Annotated in this window: 17 protein-coding genes and 1 pseudogene; 3 read left to right on the top strand and 15 right to left on the bottom strand. The window is 62.2% G+C overall.

All coding sequences use genetic code 11. From position 1 onward, the window contains the following. The first annotated feature begins 84 nt into the window (after positions 1–84). On the top strand, positions 85–786 hold the full coding sequence (locus tag A9762_RS27665) for a Bax inhibitor-1/YccA family protein (RefSeq protein ID WP_069345142.1): 702 nt from the start codon (positions 85–87) through the stop codon (positions 784–786). A 291-nt stretch (positions 787–1,077) separates the two neighbouring features. On the opposite strand, the pseudogene rlmD reads toward A9762_RS27665, so the two are convergent. From rlmD to A9762_RS27610, 12 genes and pseudogenes are all read right to left on the bottom strand, one after another. Next, positions 1,078–2,475, bottom strand: a pseudogene (gene rlmD / locus A9762_RS27660) (23S rRNA (uracil(1939)-C(5))-methyltransferase RlmD); the annotation flags it as partial. A 130-nt stretch (positions 2,476–2,605) separates the two neighbouring features. After that, complete coding sequence (locus A9762_RS27655) at positions 2,606–3,382, bottom strand: 3'-5' exonuclease (protein ID WP_069345140.1); 777 nt, start codon at positions 3,380–3,382, stop codon at positions 2,606–2,608. 152 nt (positions 3,383–3,534) lie between these two features. Beyond that, positions 3,535–4,635, bottom strand: a complete 1,101-nt coding sequence (gene rpoS, locus A9762_RS27650) for an RNA polymerase sigma factor RpoS (RefSeq protein ID WP_069345139.1) — start codon at positions 4,633–4,635, stop codon at positions 3,535–3,537. Positions 4,636–4,650: 15 nt separating this feature from the next. Continuing rightward, positions 4,651–5,439: a peptidoglycan DD-metalloendopeptidase family protein gene (locus tag A9762_RS27645; protein WP_083254346.1), complete on the bottom strand. Its 789-nt coding sequence runs from the start codon at positions 5,437–5,439 to the stop codon at positions 4,651–4,653. A gap of 85 nt (positions 5,440–5,524) precedes the next feature. After that, positions 5,525–6,661 (bottom strand): protein-L-isoaspartate(D-aspartate) O-methyltransferase, encoded by a 1,137-nt coding sequence (locus A9762_RS27640; protein ID WP_069345137.1) that lies wholly within the window; start codon positions 6,659–6,661, stop codon positions 5,525–5,527. Next, positions 6,658–7,419 (bottom strand): 5'/3'-nucleotidase SurE, encoded by a 762-nt coding sequence (gene surE / locus A9762_RS27635; RefSeq protein WP_069345136.1) that lies wholly within the window; start codon positions 7,417–7,419, stop codon positions 6,658–6,660. The genes A9762_RS27640 and surE overlap by 4 nt, the downstream gene beginning before the upstream one ends. A gap of 159 nt (positions 7,420–7,578) precedes the next feature. Further along, positions 7,579–8,397: an ABC transporter permease gene (locus A9762_RS27630; protein ID WP_069345135.1), complete on the bottom strand. Its 819-nt coding sequence runs from the start codon at positions 8,395–8,397 to the stop codon at positions 7,579–7,581. Between the two features lie 45 nt (positions 8,398–8,442). Then, positions 8,443–8,565 carry a hypothetical protein gene (locus A9762_RS29310; protein WP_256388795.1) on the bottom strand — a complete coding sequence of 41 codons (123 nt, stop codon included), beginning with the start codon at positions 8,563–8,565 and terminating at the stop codon, positions 8,443–8,445. A 6-nt stretch (positions 8,566–8,571) separates the two neighbouring features. Beyond that, positions 8,572–9,384: an ABC transporter ATP-binding protein gene (locus A9762_RS27625; protein ID WP_069345181.1), complete on the bottom strand. Its 813-nt coding sequence runs from the start codon at positions 9,382–9,384 to the stop codon at positions 8,572–8,574. Then, positions 9,384–10,415, bottom strand: coding sequence for an ABC transporter substrate-binding protein (locus A9762_RS27620; RefSeq protein WP_069345134.1), 1,032 nt, complete (start codon positions 10,413–10,415; stop codon positions 9,384–9,386). The genes A9762_RS27625 and A9762_RS27620 overlap by 1 nt, the downstream gene beginning before the upstream one ends. A 108-nt stretch (positions 10,416–10,523) precedes the next feature. Further along, a complete protein-coding gene (locus A9762_RS27615; RefSeq protein ID WP_083254345.1) occupies positions 10,524–11,822 on the bottom strand; it encodes a CaiB/BaiF CoA-transferase family protein in 1,299 nt (432 codons plus the stop codon). A gap of 246 nt (positions 11,823–12,068) precedes the next feature. Next, positions 12,069–12,794, bottom strand: coding sequence for a LuxR C-terminal-related transcriptional regulator (locus A9762_RS27610; protein ID WP_069345133.1), 726 nt, complete (start codon positions 12,792–12,794; stop codon positions 12,069–12,071). Between A9762_RS27610 and A9762_RS28770 the strand changes: the two genes are divergently transcribed. Together A9762_RS28770 and A9762_RS27605 are read left to right on the top strand one after the other, a co-directional pair. Further along, positions 12,793–12,990, top strand: coding sequence for a hypothetical protein (locus tag A9762_RS28770; protein ID WP_139133438.1), 198 nt, complete (start codon positions 12,793–12,795; stop codon positions 12,988–12,990). The genes A9762_RS27610 and A9762_RS28770 overlap by 2 nt on opposite strands. A gap of 195 nt (positions 12,991–13,185) precedes the next feature. Then, the gene (locus A9762_RS27605; protein ID WP_069345132.1) at positions 13,186–13,656 is read left to right on the top strand and encodes a hypothetical protein; all 471 of its coding nucleotides are present in this window, start codon (positions 13,186–13,188) and stop codon (positions 13,654–13,656) included. Between the two features lie 209 nt (positions 13,657–13,865). Here A9762_RS27605 and A9762_RS27600 read toward each other — a convergent pair whose 3' ends face one another. The 3 genes from A9762_RS27600 to A9762_RS27590 all read right to left on the bottom strand — a co-directional run bounded on the left by A9762_RS27600 (position 13,866) and on the right by A9762_RS27590 (position 17,003). Next, positions 13,866–15,197, bottom strand: coding sequence for a hypothetical protein (locus A9762_RS27600; protein WP_069345179.1), 1,332 nt, complete (start codon positions 15,195–15,197; stop codon positions 13,866–13,868). Between the two features lie 333 nt (positions 15,198–15,530). Further along, positions 15,531–16,280, bottom strand: coding sequence for a peptidase C39 (locus A9762_RS27595; protein ID WP_139133437.1), 750 nt, complete (start codon positions 16,278–16,280; stop codon positions 15,531–15,533). Positions 16,281–16,292: 12 nt separating this feature from the next. Beyond that, complete coding sequence (locus A9762_RS27590; RefSeq protein ID WP_240493735.1) at positions 16,293–17,003, bottom strand: C39 family peptidase; 711 nt, start codon at positions 17,001–17,003, stop codon at positions 16,293–16,295. Positions 17,004–17,055: the final 52 nt, after the last annotated feature.

Here is a 17,055-nt window from a genome sequence, read left to right as displayed (position 1 = left end):
CGGCAGGAGTGCCGGCCATCGTATGCGTCATGAGGCGCCTGCCGGCCCCGCCAACAGGCACAACGACCACGGAGAACACAATATATGAACCAGGATTTCCAACGCTTCGGCTACGGCGGGACGGGTGGCGTCTCGACCGCACAGGGGCGCAACAAGGGGCTGCGCAATACGTATTGGCTGCTCGCGCTGTCGATGCTGCCGACGATTGCGGGGGCCTGGCTGGGCGTGACGTACGGCTTCGCGCTGTTTGCGGGCAGCCCGATGGTCAGCGTGATCTTGTTCCTTGCCATCGCTTTCGGCTTCATGTTCGCCATCGAGCGCTTCAAAAATAGTGGCGTGGGCGTCGCCCTGCTGCTGGGCTTCACGTTCTTCATGGGCCTGATGCTCACGCGCCTGCTGAGCTTCGTGCTCGGCTTTTCGAACGGCGCATCGCTCATCATGCTGGCATTCGGCGGCACCGCTGTGATCTTTACGGTGATGGCGTCGGTCGCCACGGTCAGCAAGCGCGATTTCAGCGGCCTGGGCAAGTGGCTGTTCATGGGCGTGATCGTGATCCTGCTGGCGTCGGTCGCCAACATCTGGCTGCAACTGCCGGCCCTGATGCTGACGGTGTCGGTGCTCGCCATCGCGATTTTCTCGGCGTACATCCTTTTCGACGTGCAACGCGTGGTGAACGGCGGCGAAACGAACTACGTCACGGCGACGCTGGCGATTTACCTCGACCTGTACAACATCTTCACCAACCTGCTCGCCATTCTTGGCGTGCTGGGCGGGAACCGCAACTAAAGCGCGGAACGTAGCGACGGCGCCAGTTTTCCGGCGCCATCCGTCGGCTCGACGGACACAAAAAAGCCAGCCTTTCGGGGCTGGCTTTTTCTTTGCTCGGCGTCTTTGCGCCGCGCCCTTAAGCGCCGCGGGAAGCGCCCGAACATGCTTCGCAGATCAGGCTTCGGGCGCGTCGTGGATCACGCCCTCGCCGTCAGCAGCGCCGGCAATGGCTTCTACGCCTTCATCGCGCCCGGTCACTTCGGACGCTTCGGACACGCGAATACGCGGCACCCACGGCTGACCAATGCTTTCGTGTTCGAAAACGGCCATCGACTCCACGTGCGACGTGTGCGGGAACATATTGACGACACCCGCGAGCGTGAGACGGTAGCCAGCCTCGTGCACCAGCAGGCCCGCGTCACGCGCCAGCGTGGCAGGGCTACACGAGACATACACGATACGCTTGGGCAAGCCTTCATAACCTTGTTGCGCCAGCTCTGCAAGCGCCTTCGAGACGGCCAGCGCCCCCTCACGCGGCGGATCGATCAGATAGCGATCGAATGCTCCCAGCGCCCGGATATCTTCCGCGGTAATGTCGAACAGGTTCCGGCAAGCAAATTCCGTGCGTTCGGCGACGCCGTTGCGCTGTGCATTCGCCAGCGCACGCTCCGTCAATGCCGTACTGCCCTCAATGCCCATCACCGTACCGGCGCGACGCGCCAGCGGCAACGTGAAGTTACCCAGCCCGCAAAACAGATCGAGCACACGCTCGTTCGACTGCGGCGCGAGCAGGCGCAGCGCCCGATGCACGAGCACGCGGTTGATCTGGTGATTGACCTGCGTGAAGTCCGTCGGCTTGAACGGCATGCGGATCTGATATTCCGGCAGCGTGTAGTGAAGCTCCGGCGTCAGCGGGTAGAACGGCACTGCCGTATCCGGCCCCTTCGGCTGCACCCAGAACTGCACGTGATTCGCGTCGGCAAAAGCCCGCAGAATATCTTCGTCAGCAGGGGTCAGCGGCTCAAGGATTCGCAGGACGAGCGCCGTGACATCGGCGCCGATGGCCAGTTCGATTTGTGGCAGACGCTCACGAATCGACAGCGACTCCACCAGTCGACGCAACGGCACCAGCATGTCCGACACGTGACGCGGCAGCACTTCACATGAATCCATGTCGGCCACGTAACTGCTCTTACGCTCGTGGAAGCCGATCAGTACGCCGCCCTTCTTCGGCACGTAGCGCACTGTGAGGCGCGCCCGGAAACGGTATCCCCAGTCCGGCCCCTGAATCGGGCGAAGCATCGCCTCGGCCTTCACCTTTCCGAGACGCGCCAGATTATCCTCCAGCACGCGCTGCTTGATAGCGATCTGGGCACGCGGTTCGAGATGCTGCATCGAGCAGCCGCCGCATTTGCCGAAATGCGGGCACTGCGGTTTGGCGCGCATCGAGCTGGAGCGCAGCACGCTGATCGTCTCGGCTTGCTCGAACTTGGGTTTGCGGCGGTAACTGAGGTACGTGACACGTTCGCCCGGCAGTGCGCCTTCGACGAAGATCACCTTGCCGGGCTTGAATTCCGGCGTGTCCGGCTCACCCTCGGGCGCAGTACGGCCAACGCCGCGCGCCTCCATGTCGAGCGATTCGATATCGATAATGCCGGGCTCGGCGCTAGGCCGATTGCGCGAAGAGTTTCGGGAGGAACGGGTCACGTCTTTATTCTCATATGCGACAGCAAACCCGGCATTTTAATCGATTCGTCCGCGAGTTATGCACGGCGGATGTTTGTCGGGTTTTCGCTGGCGCACACGCCCGTTGCAAAAACGGGCAAATCCCCCCGGATCACCCCCACGCGCCAAGGTATTCCTTCCAGTGCGCCGCCGGCTCCTGCTCGAGAGAGCGCCTCACGAAGTCGATCTCCTGCTCGTATTCGGCCTGACGCAATCCACCGCGCATCAACTGGTAGCGGCAGTACACCAGATAGGTGTTCACCACGTCCGTCTCGCAATAATTCCGGATCTCTTCGAGCTTGCCGTCGCGATAGGCCTGCCACACCTTGCTGCCGTCCATGCCGAGCTTGCCCGGGAATCCGCACAGCTTGGCCAGATCGTCGAGCGGTGCATTCGCGCGCGCCTGATACATCGCGAGCAAATCCATCAGATCCAGATGGCGCTGGTGATACCGGCTGATGTAGTTATTCCACTTGAACTCGCGGTCGTCCTCGCCCATGTCCCAATAACGCGGCGCGGAAATGCCGTGGATCATCGCGCGATAGTGCAACACCGGCAAATCGAAGCCACCGCCATTCCAGGACACGAGTTGCGGCGCGTACTTCTCGATCGTGCGATAGAACCCCGACACGAGCGCCCCCTCCCCGTCCTCCAGCGTGCCCAACGACTTCACGCGAAAACCGTCGCGATCGCGAAAGACACAGGAGATCGCCGCAACGCGCTGCAAATGCAACGGCAGGAAGTCATGCCCCACCTTTTCGCGGCGCGCGGCAAACGCCGCTTCGGCGACTGCGTCATCCGTCAGTCCGGCATACGCAGGCTCAAGTTTGCGCAGGCCATCGACATCGGGAATCGTTTCAATATCGAAGACGAGAACGGGAGATGACATAGTGAAATTCAGAGGAAAAAATCAGAAGGTGTCGCCATTCGACGTCGATTCGTCCGCCCATCACGGCCCTTCATGGCCCGTCAGACCGCGACCCATCGCCATGAATCGTCAGGCGGGCGAGAAACGTTGGTGTGGGCGACACGCCTCGCCGGTCAGAGCACGGCGTCCTTACGCACACCGTTCGACGCGAAATAGCGCTTGAGTTTGACGAGTGCCTCTTGCTGGATCTGCCGCACGCGCTCGCGGGTCAGCCCCATTTCGTCGGCCAGTTCTTCCAGCGTTGCGGGTTCCACTCGGTTAAGACCGAACCGTCGCTCGATGACATAACGATGCTTGGTCGACAGTCGCGACAACCAGAGCCGCATGAGGTCTTCCAGTTCGCGATGCTGCACTTCCTGCTCGGGCGCTTCGCTGTGATCGTCGGAAAGCAGATCCAGCAGGCTGCTACCCGGGTCGATATCGAGCGGCGCATCGAGCGAAGCCACATGCTCGTTGAGCGCCAGGATATCGGTGATCTCCTCCGGCGTCTTGCCCGTGAGATCGGCGATATCCTCGATGCTCGCATCGCGCTGCTCGCCACCATCGACGTATGCCGCGCTTTTCTCGAGGTGACGCTTGGCCCGCAGCACCTGATTGAGTTCGCGAATGACGTGCACCGGCAAACGCACCGTGCGGGCCTGATTCATGATGGCGCGCTCGATACTCTGCCGAATCCACCACGTTGCGTACGTCGAGAAACGGAATCCACGGCCCGGGTCGAATTTCTCGATGGCGTGCATCAACCCGAGATTGCCTTCCTCGATCAGATCGAGCAACGGCACGCCGCGATTGAGATAGCCCTTGGCGATGCTCACGACGAGACGCAGATTGCGCTCGATCATGACCTGACGCGCCGCGAACTCGCCGGCTTGCGCGCGCGTGGAGTAATCGAGCTCCTCCGCGGGCGTGAGCAGCGGTTTGACACTGATGCGATTGAGATAGTGCTGAACGGTGTCGGCCGTGAGTTCGGCCTGCAGCACGGTGCCGAAGTCGTCGGCGTCGGCGGACTTGCGCTTGCGGCCCGATCCGGAACCGGAACCTTCTTCGCCAGCCTCACCGTCGGATGACGAGGCGTCGTCATCCTCCGCCTCGCGCTCGTCGAAAGCGTCGTCCACGTCCTCTTCCTGCCGGGATTGCCGATCGTCAACGTCCTGATCGGTCTCCGGGGCAGCGAGGTCTTCCTCTTGCGAAGTACGACGCTTTCTCTTGAGCATTCGACCCTGCCTAATTTAGTGAGGCGGCAAATACTTCATCGGATCCACAGGCTTACCGTCCTTACGCACCTCGAAATGCAGCATGACACGATCTGCATCCGAATTGCCCATTTCGGCGATTCTCTGACCCCGCGTCACGGAGTCGCCTTCCTTGACCAACAGTTTGCTGTTGTGCGCATACGCCGTCAAGAAGGTGGCATCGTGTTTGATGATGATGAGGTTGCCATACCCGCGAAGGCCGGCCCCCGAGTACACCACTTTCCCCGCGCCAGCGGCGTAGATCGGATCCGAAACCCTGCCACCGATGTTCAGCCCCTTGTTCTTCGAGTCGTCGAAGCGGCCCACCACGTCGCCCTTGGCCGGCCACGACAGTTGCAAGTCACCGCTGGACACTGCCGACGGCGCCCCCGAAGCAGCCGAACTGGTGGCCGGCGGCGTCACGACAGCCGGCGGCACGGCAGCGGCATTATTGCCAGTCGAGGCCGGCGTGCTGGCCACCGGCGGCGGCAGCGGCGTACCGGTGTCGCCCGCAGGCGGCTTCACGCGCAGCACCTGACCGACTTCAATCTGGTCGGGGTTCTGGATATTGTTCCAGCGCGCGATATCGCGGTAATTCTGTCCGTTCTCCAACGCAATGCGATAGAGACGATCACCCGGCTTGACCCGGTAAAACCCCGGCGGTACCGGCGTGTTGTCGACGATGGGCGCGGTAGCGCCAGGTACACTGCTGTCGGTCGTCGTACCGCCTACGGTACGGTCGACGACCGGTGCGCCGACTTGTCGCGATGCGCACGCTGCCAGCATGCTCAGCAACAGGACACTGGCGACGCGTTGTTGGAAACCCGCTCGCAAATTCACTCAAATCCTCCGCAGAATTGGCCCGACGGGCTCAAATGATGCCCGATTTTAAGGGGACGAATAACACCCTATCAAGCTGCGTCTCGCGCCATTGGCGCGCACCGATGCGCTCGATGAGGGTCAAAATTTGTTGCTCACCGCCAACAGGGGCGACAAGACGCGCACCCACCGCAAGCTGATCGACCAGTGCATCCGGAATCTCGAGGCCTGCCGCGGCGATCACAATGCCGTCGAACGGCGCCACCGCCGGCAGCCCCAGTCGCCCGTCTCCGTAATGCAGACGGATATTCGGCACCCGCAACGGCCGAAGATTGGCTTTCGCACGTTCGTGCAGCGGCCGCACCCGTTCGATCGAATAAACGTCCTTCGCGACACAGGACAGCACTGCCGCCTGATAACCGCAGCCGGTACCGATCTCCAGCACCTTCTCCAGCGGACGCCCGCCGGCGAGCAGCAGTTCAATCATGCGCCCGACCACGGACGGCTTCGAAATCGTCTGCCCATGACCGATCGGAAGGGCCGCATCCTCATAAGCCTGATTGGCCAGCGCCGCGTCGACGAACCCGTGACGGGGCACGGTCGCAAGCGCCGCCAGCACGCCCGGGTGTTTGACGCCCGAGGCCGCCACGCGTTCAGCCATGCGGGCGCGCACGCGCTCCGACGTCAGACCGATCCCGTCGGGGGAAACACCGGCCGACGACATCCCGGCCGACACTTTCACACCAGTCGTGGGCCGCACCGTACCTTTGCCCGAAGGCACACCAGAGGCCGGTTTGGACACAACGGTGGCATTTGGCGCCTTACCGCCCGGCCTTGCCGGACTTTTCACACCATGAGGCGCAGGCTGCGCGTGTGGCGCCGCCGCCGGGCGCGCCAGCCCTTTGGGCACCACCGCGTGCGAAGCGTGCGCACCGGCGGGACGCGCCGACGCACCCGCCATCGGCGTCGAAGCCGCACGCAAACTATTGTGACTACCTACCGCCGACGTCTTCCCCGCACCTGAATTCGCCGATGTCGCCGTGCCATTCGGCGCCTTGCGCGTCATGGCCGCAGGCGGCGCCCCGGCCGGACTCGCACGCGACGACTTGTCGAGCACCGGCGCCTTGCGCTGCCGACGGGTCATCACTTCGGCCAGAGGGAGGGGAAAACGCTTCGGCGGTGTCGTCATCGTTGGGCCACCCCTGCGCTGGCCAGCCAATCGTGCACGACGCCAAGTCGTGCGGTATGCGTGAGATCCAGTTGCAAGGGGGTGACCGAGACGTAATCGTGCGCCACGGCGTGGAAATCGGTGCCTTCGCTGCTATCGCGCGCGTCGCCGGCAGGGCCGATCCAGTAAATCGCTTCGCCGCGCGGGTTTTCCTGACGGATGACCGGCTGCGATTGGTGTCGTTTGCCCAGACGCGTCGCCAATGCACCTTTCAGGCGCTCGTACGGCAAATTGGGAATATTGACGTTCAGCAGGAACGGCGCGCCCAACGGCCGCTCCATATAGCGCTCGACCACCTCGCGCGCCACACGTGCCGCGCTATCGAGATGCCCCCAGCCTTTGTCGACCTGAGAGAACGCGAACGAAGGGATCCCGAAAAGAAACCCCTCGGTGGCGGCGGCCACGGTCCCCGAATAGAGCGTGTCTTCGCCCATGTTCTGACCGTTGTTGATACCCGAGACCACGATATCAGGACGTTGATCGAGCAAGCCGGTCAACGCCACGTGAACGCAATCGGTCGGCGTGCCGTTGATAAAAGTGAAATCGTTGGGCGCTTTGAAGACGGAAAGCGGCCGTTGCAGGGTCAAGGAATTGGACGCACCGCTACAGTTCTGTTCGGGCGCCACCACGGTAATGTCGCCAAGCGGTGCCAGCGCTTCGTAAAGCGCGGCCAGGCCTGGCGCCTGATACCCATCGTCGTTGCTGAGCAGGATTCGCATGCGGCAATTGTAACCGAGGAAAGGTGCTCCGATATGACGCCATGCCGCCAACTTTGGCGTTCTGCCCTGCCCCATGCGCAACCGTGTCGCTGCGTCATCACGCTAGCGTCACGACGACGACACCGTGACGGAACGGCGTCGCCGTGACGCCGGATTCCGCTACATCTTCTCCGTTTCTCCGGCTTGCGGCTGCCAGACGAGCAAACGTCGCTCGACCACGCCCACCAGCCCATCGAGCACCAGTGCGAACGCGGTGAGAATCAACACCCCGGCAATGACAGCATTGATGTCGAACGTGCCTTCCGCTTGCAAAATGAGATAACCCACACCGCGCGCCGAGCCCAAGTACTCCCCGACCACCGCCCCGACGAACGCCAGACCGACCGAGTTGTGCAGGCTCGAGAACACCCAACTGGTTGCGCTGGGCAGATACACGCGACGCAGCAACTGACGTTGGTTCGCCCCGAGCATGCGCGCATTGGCGAGCACCACCGGGCTGACTTCCTTCACGCCCTGATACACGTTGAAGAAGACGATGAAGAACACCAGCGTGACGCCAAGTGCCACCTTCGACCAGATGCCAAGCCCGAACCACACGCCGAAGATCGGGGCGAGGATCACGCGAGGCATCGAGTTGGCCGCCTTGATGTACGGGTCGAGCAGTGCACCGGCGCTGGGCGAGAGCGCCAGCCACAACCCCACGGCCAGACCGAGCACGGTGCCGATAGCAAACGCCAGCATCGTTTCGAGCAAGGTCACGCCAAGGTGCAGATAGATCTCTCCGCTAACGAACCACTGCCAGATCTGAAGCAGCACCTTTTGCGGCTCGCCGAAGAAAAAGGCGGCCTTGTCCGGGCTGTCGAAATAAAACGCAGGCAGCAGCGTGGGACTCGTGAGGACATACCAGACGAGAAAGGCCACCACGAGCAGCAGCCATTGCCACAGCCGCAGGTGCCGCATGAACGAACGATTACGCATGACGAACGAATTCCGGGAATATCAGACGAGCGACAGGCCGAGTCCTCAGACCAGCCAGTCGAACAAGCCAAAGCCGTCCGGCAAATCGAACCAGTCCATCCAGTCGAGCCAACCCGGCCAGTTGAGCCAGCTTAGCGAGACGGTAAGAAAACCTGCGATTTGCCACATGACGAATCAGACCGCCTTTAACTGTTGTGCGTAGCCCTTGAGGACTTCCTCGCGCAGCACATCCCATATCTGGGCATGCAACTCGGTGAAGCGGGGATGATTCCGGATTTCCGCTACGTCACGCGGGCGCGGCAGATCGATCCGAAACTCTCCGATCGGGTGCGTACCCGGCCCGGCCGCGAGCACCACGACGCGATCGGACAAGGCAATGGCCTCATCCAGATCGTGCGTGATGAACAACACGGCACGGCGCTTGGCCGCCCACAACTCCAGCAACTCGTTCTCCATGAGCTGACGCGTCTGAATATCGAGTGCCGAAAACGGCTCGTCCATCAGGATGATGTCCGGATCCAGAATCAGCGTCTGCGCCATGGCGACACGCTTGCGCATGCCCCCGGAGAGTTGATGCGGGTACCGGTCGCCGAAACCGCCCAACCCGACACGCTTGAGCCACTCGTGCCCGCGTGCCTTCGCTTCGTCCGGTGCCACACCGCGAAACTCCAGCCCGGCAGTCACGTTGTCGATCGCGTTGCGCCAGGGCATCAGGGCTTCGGCCTGAAACATATAGCCGGCCCGGGCGTTGATCCCCTTGAGCGGCTCCCCGAACACCTTGACCGATCCGGACGACGGCGCCAGCAAACCCGCGGCCACGTTGAGCAGCGTGGACTTGCCGCAGCCCGTCGGCCCGACGACGGAGACGAATTCGCCGGGCGCGATGTCGAGCGACGTATCGGCCACGGCCGTATAGCGTTTGGCGCGATCGTCGCGCGCGACGAAGGTACAGTTAATGCTGTCGAAACTCAGAGCCGGCGCAGTCATCATTTGTACTTGGCGTCGGCTTTCTTGGTGAATTCGTTCGTGAACGTCTTCGACAGATCGATCGGCTTGCCCTTGACGGTCTCGTCGAACGCCTGCAACGTGCGCAGCGCAGTCGCCGGGCCGTCCGCCGGAATCAGCCCGTCCGGCGAGATGGCTTCCTTCACCCGGCTCCACGCGTCGAGGTACAACGCGCGATCACCCAGCAGATAAGCATCGGGGACCGTCTTGATGAGGTCGGCCTGCCCTGCCGTCTGAAGCCAGCGCAGCGCGCGGACCATGGCATTGGTCAGTGCTTGCGTGGTGTTCGGATTCTTCTGAATGAACGATTCGTTCGTGTAGAGGCAACCGGCCGGCATGTTGCCGCCGAACACGGACACCGTTTCCTTGAGCGTGCGCGTATCCGAGATCACACGAATCTCCTTGTCGCGCTCGAGCATGGTGATCACCGGGTCGAGGTTGACGATCGCGTCGATGTTGCCCGAACGGATCGCGGCCAGCGCGCCCGACGACGCGCCGACACCGACGAAGGCCACCTCGTTGGGCTTGATGCCGCCCTTGGCCAGCACGAAGTTCGCCATGATGTTGGTCGACGAACCCGGCGCCGTCACACCGATCTTCTTGCCACGCAGATCGGCAATCGACTTGTAATTCGGCATCGTCTTGTTCGACACGCCGAAAACAATCTGCGGTGCACGCCCCTGCAACACGAAGGCGCGGATGAACTGGTTCTTCGCCTGCAACAGAATCGTGTGTTCGTAGGCCCCCGAGACCACGTCGGCACTGCCGCCGACAAGCGCCTGCAGGGCTTTCGAACCGCCAGCAAAGTCGGAGATTTCGACGTCGAGTCCTTCGTCCTTGAAGTAATTCAGGCGCTCGGCAATCGTGAGGGGCAAGTAATAGAAGAGGTTCTTACCCCCGACCGCGATGGCGACCTTGGTCTTCTCCAGCTTGTTTTGCGCGAAGCCGGGGCGAATGCCTGCGCCAATCAGGCCGGTAGCGGCCAGTGCCGTGACGAACTGACGTCTTTGCATGGTGTTGTTGTCTCCGTGGTTGCAGCGTACTTTCTTTGTTTGTTCGACGTGCTTTATTCACGGACCGCGGCCACAACCGCGCCCCGTGGTGCTGCGCGTAGCGACGCCTCAGATAACGCCGTTCTCGCGCAATGCTTTGATTTGCCCGGCATCATAACCCAGTTGCCCAAGCACCTCGTCCGTGTGTGCGCCCAGCTCGGGGCCGAGCCACTGGGTCTCGCCGGGCGTGTCGGAGAGCTTCGGCGAGATGTTGGGCAGATCGATCGGCGTACCGTCGGGGAACGTATGACGCTGGATCATCTGACGCGCGATGAACTGCGGATCCTTGAACATATCGGCCACCGTGTAGATCCGGCTCGCCGGCACGTCGGCGCCCTGAAGCACCGCCAGTGCCTCGTCGATGGAACGCGCCTGCGTCCACCGACCGATAGCCTCGTCGATCTCCTGCGTGCGGGGCACACGACCATCGTTATGGGCCAGCCCCGGATCTTCGGCCAGATCGGTGCGTCCGATAGCGTGCATCAGACGTTTGAAAATCGGATCGCTATTGCCACCGACGACGATCATGCCGTCCGCGCACGGATAGGTGTTCGACGGCACGATGCCCGGCAGCGACGCACCGGTACGCTCCCGCACCATGCCCGCCACGCTGTACTCCGGCACCACACTCTCCATCAGATTGAATACCGCCTCGTACAAGGCGACATCGACGACCTGCCCTCGTCCGCCATTCATGTTGCGGTGATGCAGGGCCATCATGGCGCCGATCACACCATGCAGCGCGGCAATCGAGTCGCCGATAGAGATGCCGATGCGCGGCGGCGGCAGTTCCGGGTACCCCGTGATATGACGTAGCCCACCCATCGATTCGGCAATCGCACCGAAACCGGGACGGTCACGGTACGGGCCCGTCTGGCCATAGCCAGAAAGCCGCACCATCACCAGCCCGGGGTTCTCGGCGGAGAGTTGCTCGTAACCCAACCCGAAACGCTCGAGCAGTCCGGGCCGGAAATTCTCGACGACGATATCGGCCTGCGCCGCGAGCTTGCGCACGATGGCCTGCCCTTCCGGCGACTTCAGATTGATCGTGACCGACTTCTTGTTGCGCGCCTGCACGGCCCACCAGAGGGAGGTTCCCCCTGCGTCGGGATGCAGCTTGCGCCACTTGCGCAGCGGATCGCCATGCTGCGGGTCTTCGATCTTGATGACCTCGGCGCCGAACTCGCCCAACATGCGAGCCGCGAACGGGCCGGCAATGAGCGTGCCGAGTTCCAGCACTTTGACGCCGGCAAGCGCACCGAAGCCCGGCACGCCAGCGGTCTGCGCGGAACGATCGGGAGCACCGGAAGACGGCGAGGAGGATGTGGCAGATGGCGAGGATGCCGAAGCAGCACCCTGCGGCGGCATAGATTCGAACGGCGTGGACGACTTGGACAACGCTGGGACTCCTGAGCCTGGCCGACACGCATCGCGGTCGGCGCTCGAGACGCTGCCGGTCGGCGGCGCCCGTGCAAATAGTTGGCAAATGAAGTTCGTATAGTAATTCGACAGCGGGGATCGGCCAACAAACTCAGGGGAAATCCGGAATCGTCCGAGCCGGTTTGTCGCAATATCCGATATCCGCTAACCGAACCGAGTCCTGACGAAACCTCCTCAGGTCTCGAACAGATGGCGCGCACCGCGCTGCGCTGCAATATAAATTGCCTCACCGCGATTGCGCGCGCCGAGTCGCCGGTACAGCGCAGACACATGGGTCTTCGCTGTGCCCTCGGAGATCACCAGTTGCTGGCAGATCGTCTTGATGGAAAGGCCGCGTGAGAGGAGCGCCAGAATTTCATATTGCCGTTGAGAGATGCCGAGCAGTGCCGACTCGGCAAGCTGCGTCGCCTTGTCGCCCCCGAGCGGAAACACCGGCAGGCGAGATAGTGGCAACGCGTCGCCCAGTGCCTCTTGCCGCCAGAGCACCAGCAGCGCCGAGAGCGCTTCTTCGGGCACGAAACGACCGCCCGAGAATGCCAGATCGAACACGGAGCGAACACGCGCGACGGAATTAGGCCACGGCAGGCAGGCGGCCACGCCAGCCTGCAACCACCGAATGATCTCGTCGGGAAAACCCGCATCGCCTACGACGACGACGGGCACAGGTGGCACACATTCGGCGGCAATCGCGCACAGTGTGTCGACCGCCGGCGTCCGCGCGATGGCCTCATCGAGCACCAGCGCGCGACGCGACGGCAACTCGCGCAGCCAGACCCAGTCCTGCGTGGCCACATGCTCGACGTGCCGCAAGACCGGTGGTGTCACGTTCGCATCGGTTTGCAATGCGATTTGCAGGCCGCTCAGCCAGGTGGCAGCCTCACCTACGACCAGCACACGCATGATTTCCCCTGATATTCCGGTCGGCACCCCCGCGCCGCCGCCCCATTTTTGTCATGCTCACCGCGCCTTTGGCTTTATTGATATGCCGGTGACATGCACGTCGCATCTCACCCGGACAAAAACCGAAGAAACCCTCCAGTTCTCGCACACTTTACGCATAAGGCGTCGTCTTGCTTTCAAGGCAGTTTATGCGTGAAGCCCGCGCAACGGCGAGTCCGCCGGTCACGAATGCCTGCGCTTGTTGCCTGAGCGCGACAAACCGCAATCTGCGTAAATTATTTACTCAATTTTCGGAGATTCCGCTATTACTTTTTTCCCTTTCTTTTCTCAAATCGCGCAATAAAATACAAAAAGTCTGAGAGGACAGCACACGGAGGCCGGGGGGCACGCCATGTTCAAGATCACCGTCAGCACGACGCGCAGGGCGATATTTTGTGTTGCTGCTGCGTGTATCGCGAATACTGCACAAGCCGATGTCAATGGCCTTGGCGGTATTGGCGGCACCGTTCCGGCAGCCGTCAGCGATGCACTGCTTGCCAGCACGCACGCCGCCAACCTGCAACGCAGTCTCGTGACCAGCGTCGGCAATGCCGCGCCTACGGCCCTCGCGCCGCCCCATTCGACGACGATCAATACCGCCAACAATGTTCGCTTGTGGGACGAAGTGATTCCGCCGGCCCCATCTCCTAAGCCGACGCAAGCGTCATTGCCGCCCTCAGCGCAGCCGCGCGCCATCGTTGCCATCTCGGCGGCACAGCCGATGCCGCAGGTGCAACAGGCGCCGGCCACCATGATGGCGACGAGCTTCAAGGCAAATGCCGGCGCTGTCGTCACGCGCATGCAAGCCGGGCCCGCACGCTAACCGAATCACCACCGGGCGCCGCGACATACGTCAACGCCCGGCCCCCCACTGACCCTTCGGTCACATCGTTACCTGTTCAGAATGCGCAAACCTGTGCGCACCGATGTCGGATGCACGTAAGACACGCGCGCGTCCGTTCCTGCTGACGGAACCAAAAGGCGCCGCCCCTACGGATGAGAGGCGAGCGCCGTTGACAGCTTTCGCTACGTTCAGAACGTGTACGGGAAGCGGACACCGATCACATAGTTCGGTGCATCCGGCGACATGCCGGCGTTGACGTACCCGTTCACTGTCCAGTGCTTGTTGATGGCGTAGTTGATGCCGAAGTTGAGCGACGCAGCGTTGGTCGTACTGCCCGCCACCGTCGTCCAGCCCGCGCCCGGCGACGCCGTCTTGGTCGCCCGCGAAATCGCAGTCGAGTACGAGATCGACAGTGCCGTCTTGTCGTTGAGCGCCAACGCCATCCCCGCGCCGACCTGCACGATATCGCCCAGCTTGACCTTCGCCGGGGACGTGGTGCCTTCGATGGTCGAAATGTCGTCGAACGAGCGCGCCACGTTGTACGTGTAGGCCACGTTCGCAAACAACACGATCGGATCGTAAGTCCGCAGGAACGACAAGCCCGCCGTAATTGCCCAGATGCCGTTCCCTGTGGGCAGACGCGACGGCGTGGTCAGGTTGTTGTTACTCGGGTCGGGCGTGCCGAGCTTGATGCCGAACGGCGACGTGCCGGTCGGGGCCGTCACGCGCAACGACGCCACGATATCGGGCCAGTTCGCATTTTCCTTGACGAGCTGGTAGTAGATCGACGCGTTCACGTCGCCGATATTCGCGGAGTTCTTGCTGATGTCGCTGATCGACGACGCGGCACCACCCACGCCCCCGGAGATGAAGTCCGAGTTGCGATACAGGTACGGCACATCGAACGACACGCTCAACCGGTCGGTGATCCCGTAACGCGTATTGACGTCGAACGTCCACACGTTGGCCTTGGTCTGGCCGAGGTTCAACTGACCGAGGAAGATGGCATCGAGCGCGAGAAAACCGCTCAGCACCAATTGACGGCGATCGTAGTAGCTGTAGCTGATACCGGCGTCGATGGTGAGCTTGCGGTCGAACAGCGGGGCGTGCTGCGCCTGCACCACGGCTTCTTCGGCCGGCGTGCGCTGCGATTCGGTCTCGCTCTTCTGCATTTGCTGCGTCTCGCCGATCGGCGTGGCCGAGGTCGGCCCGGCTGCCCCGGCAGCGCCGCCGCCCGGTGTGCCTGCCGAGCCGGCGGCAGAGCCGTCACCTGGCGAGACTTGCGCGATCTGCGCGGTATCCCATGCGGTCAGACCGCGCCCGCGTTGCGCCATCTCGATATCCGTGAGGCGCTGCTTGAGAGAAGAAATTTCCCGCTGCTGCCGGTCGACCATGTCCATCAACATCTGGATACGGTTGTCCGGCGATGGGTTCGTATGCTCCTGAGCCTGGGCCGATAGCGTGAAAAGCAGTACCCCCAACGGAATAGCGGCAACGGGAAAAAAGCGGTGAGTGTTCATGATCCCCCCCGGGTGAAAAAGCGGACGGGCGTCCGCGCGCAATCCAACAAACACGTATTGCCAACAACGGTTGTCCTTGCTGCTCGACTGCGGGGTGATGCGTGCGAAACCCGGACCGGGCCCTGCCGACATCACCTTCTTGTACGCCGCGAGTGCTCTGCGGCGGCGCCCCACTTCTTGTTGTCATGGCGTCCTGTCGGACGTTGCGGCCGAAGCCAGACGGTTCATGCACGACAGTCCGGCGACGTCACTACGCTTGCACTTCGATCCCTGCGATCACGGCTTTCACCGAGGCCACGGCAACGACTGTCGTGACCTCGCGTGTCCTCAACTTCAATGGCGCACGGCGACCATGTTCGCCATCGCGTTCTGCACGCCGAGCTGACGCAGCCCTGCCGACGTAAGCGCGCCCGTCTGCAAGTTCAGTTGCAGCGTGTTCATCACCTGTTGCGCGTTGCCTGCAACTTGCACGACCTGCATGATCTGGTTCATCGCGCCGCCCGCACCACCGGCGATGCTCTGTCCGAGGTTGCCGTTCGGCGTGTTGAGCGCGAGTTGCATGCCTGCCGACGAGATCGCCACGCTGGCGCTCAGATTGCCCACCGTGGTGTTCGAGCTACTGGAACTGCTTCCGCTCACCGGCACCAGCAGCGCGAGCGATATGCCCGGGCCGTACTGGATGATGGCTTTGTTCATGGCGTTGTTTGCGTCGCCTGCGACCTGCGTGATCTGTGCGACGCCGTTCATCAGAACGTTGGCGCCACCGGTCACCGATTGCGTCGTGGGCGCCGTCGCATTCACGACACCGGGGATGATCGCCGTCGAGCTACCGGTCTGGACCTGGCCGTTAGTCACGCCGAGCACACCGGTCGCCATCAGGCTCGCCCCGGTCGGCATCTGCCACTGCGATTGCATGACGAGCTGAAAGCCCGTGATCATGTTCTGTTGTGCGTATTTGCCGGTCGCATGCGAGAGGACTTCATCGCTTACAGGCGTCCAGCTCTCGGGCACCACACTCGACGCAAATGCCGGCACGGCGCTTGCGAACAGCGGGATGGCCAGCATCGGGACATATCGATTCATGATGGTCTGGTCTCAAAACAGATCCGCCCGGATGATGCCGAAGTCCACCATCGGGGTCGGTGACGTCCCGGTCGCCAGCGCGCCATCGCGCAACTTGGCTGCCAGGGATTCATTGCCTTTGAGCAGCGGTGAATCCTCCAGAAACGGCTTGCCGATGACCGCCAGCACCAAGCCATTCCACTGCTTGGCAAAATCGGCCTGCTCGATGATGCGATTGCCCAGCGCCGGATCGGAGACGAACACCCGACCGTCCTTCGCCGCCTTCACGACCACGAAGTGCTGATATCCATTGACGTCGATGAGCGCAATGACCGGGATCTTCAGGTCGTAGAGCGCACTGACATCGACTTTGAAACCCCGCCCCTCGAGTCCCAGCGTCTCCACGAATTTCTTCATGTCGAGCATCGAGAAGCCGTTCTTGATGACCGTGTCCGGATTGGAGAAGGCCATCATTCGCTGAATCATTTCGGTCTCGGGAATGTTGATCCCGTAGCCGTATCGCAGCAGCGTCGAGAGCGCTGCGGACCCACAACTGAAGTCGTATTCCTGCTGGACCAGATTCACGTAGTGCATCGACTTGAACGAGCGCATCTTCTTGACCGCCGGTACACCGATCGAAGACTCCAGGTTCACCGATGCATACTGCGCGTGCCCGGCCACGCTTGCGCACGCCAGAGCGCAAACCGTAGCGATCCTTACGACGGCACGACGCGTATCGCTCATGACACACCTCATGAAAAAACCGGTCCGGGATTCCCCGGACCGGTCAGGTACA

This window comes from Pandoraea sp. ISTKB, assembly GCF_001721285.1.
Taxonomy (GTDB): domain Bacteria; phylum Pseudomonadota; class Gammaproteobacteria; order Burkholderiales; family Burkholderiaceae; genus Pandoraea; species Pandoraea capi.
Note: the sequence above shows the minus strand (reverse complement) of the source record. Positions and strands in the feature narration are given on the sequence as shown.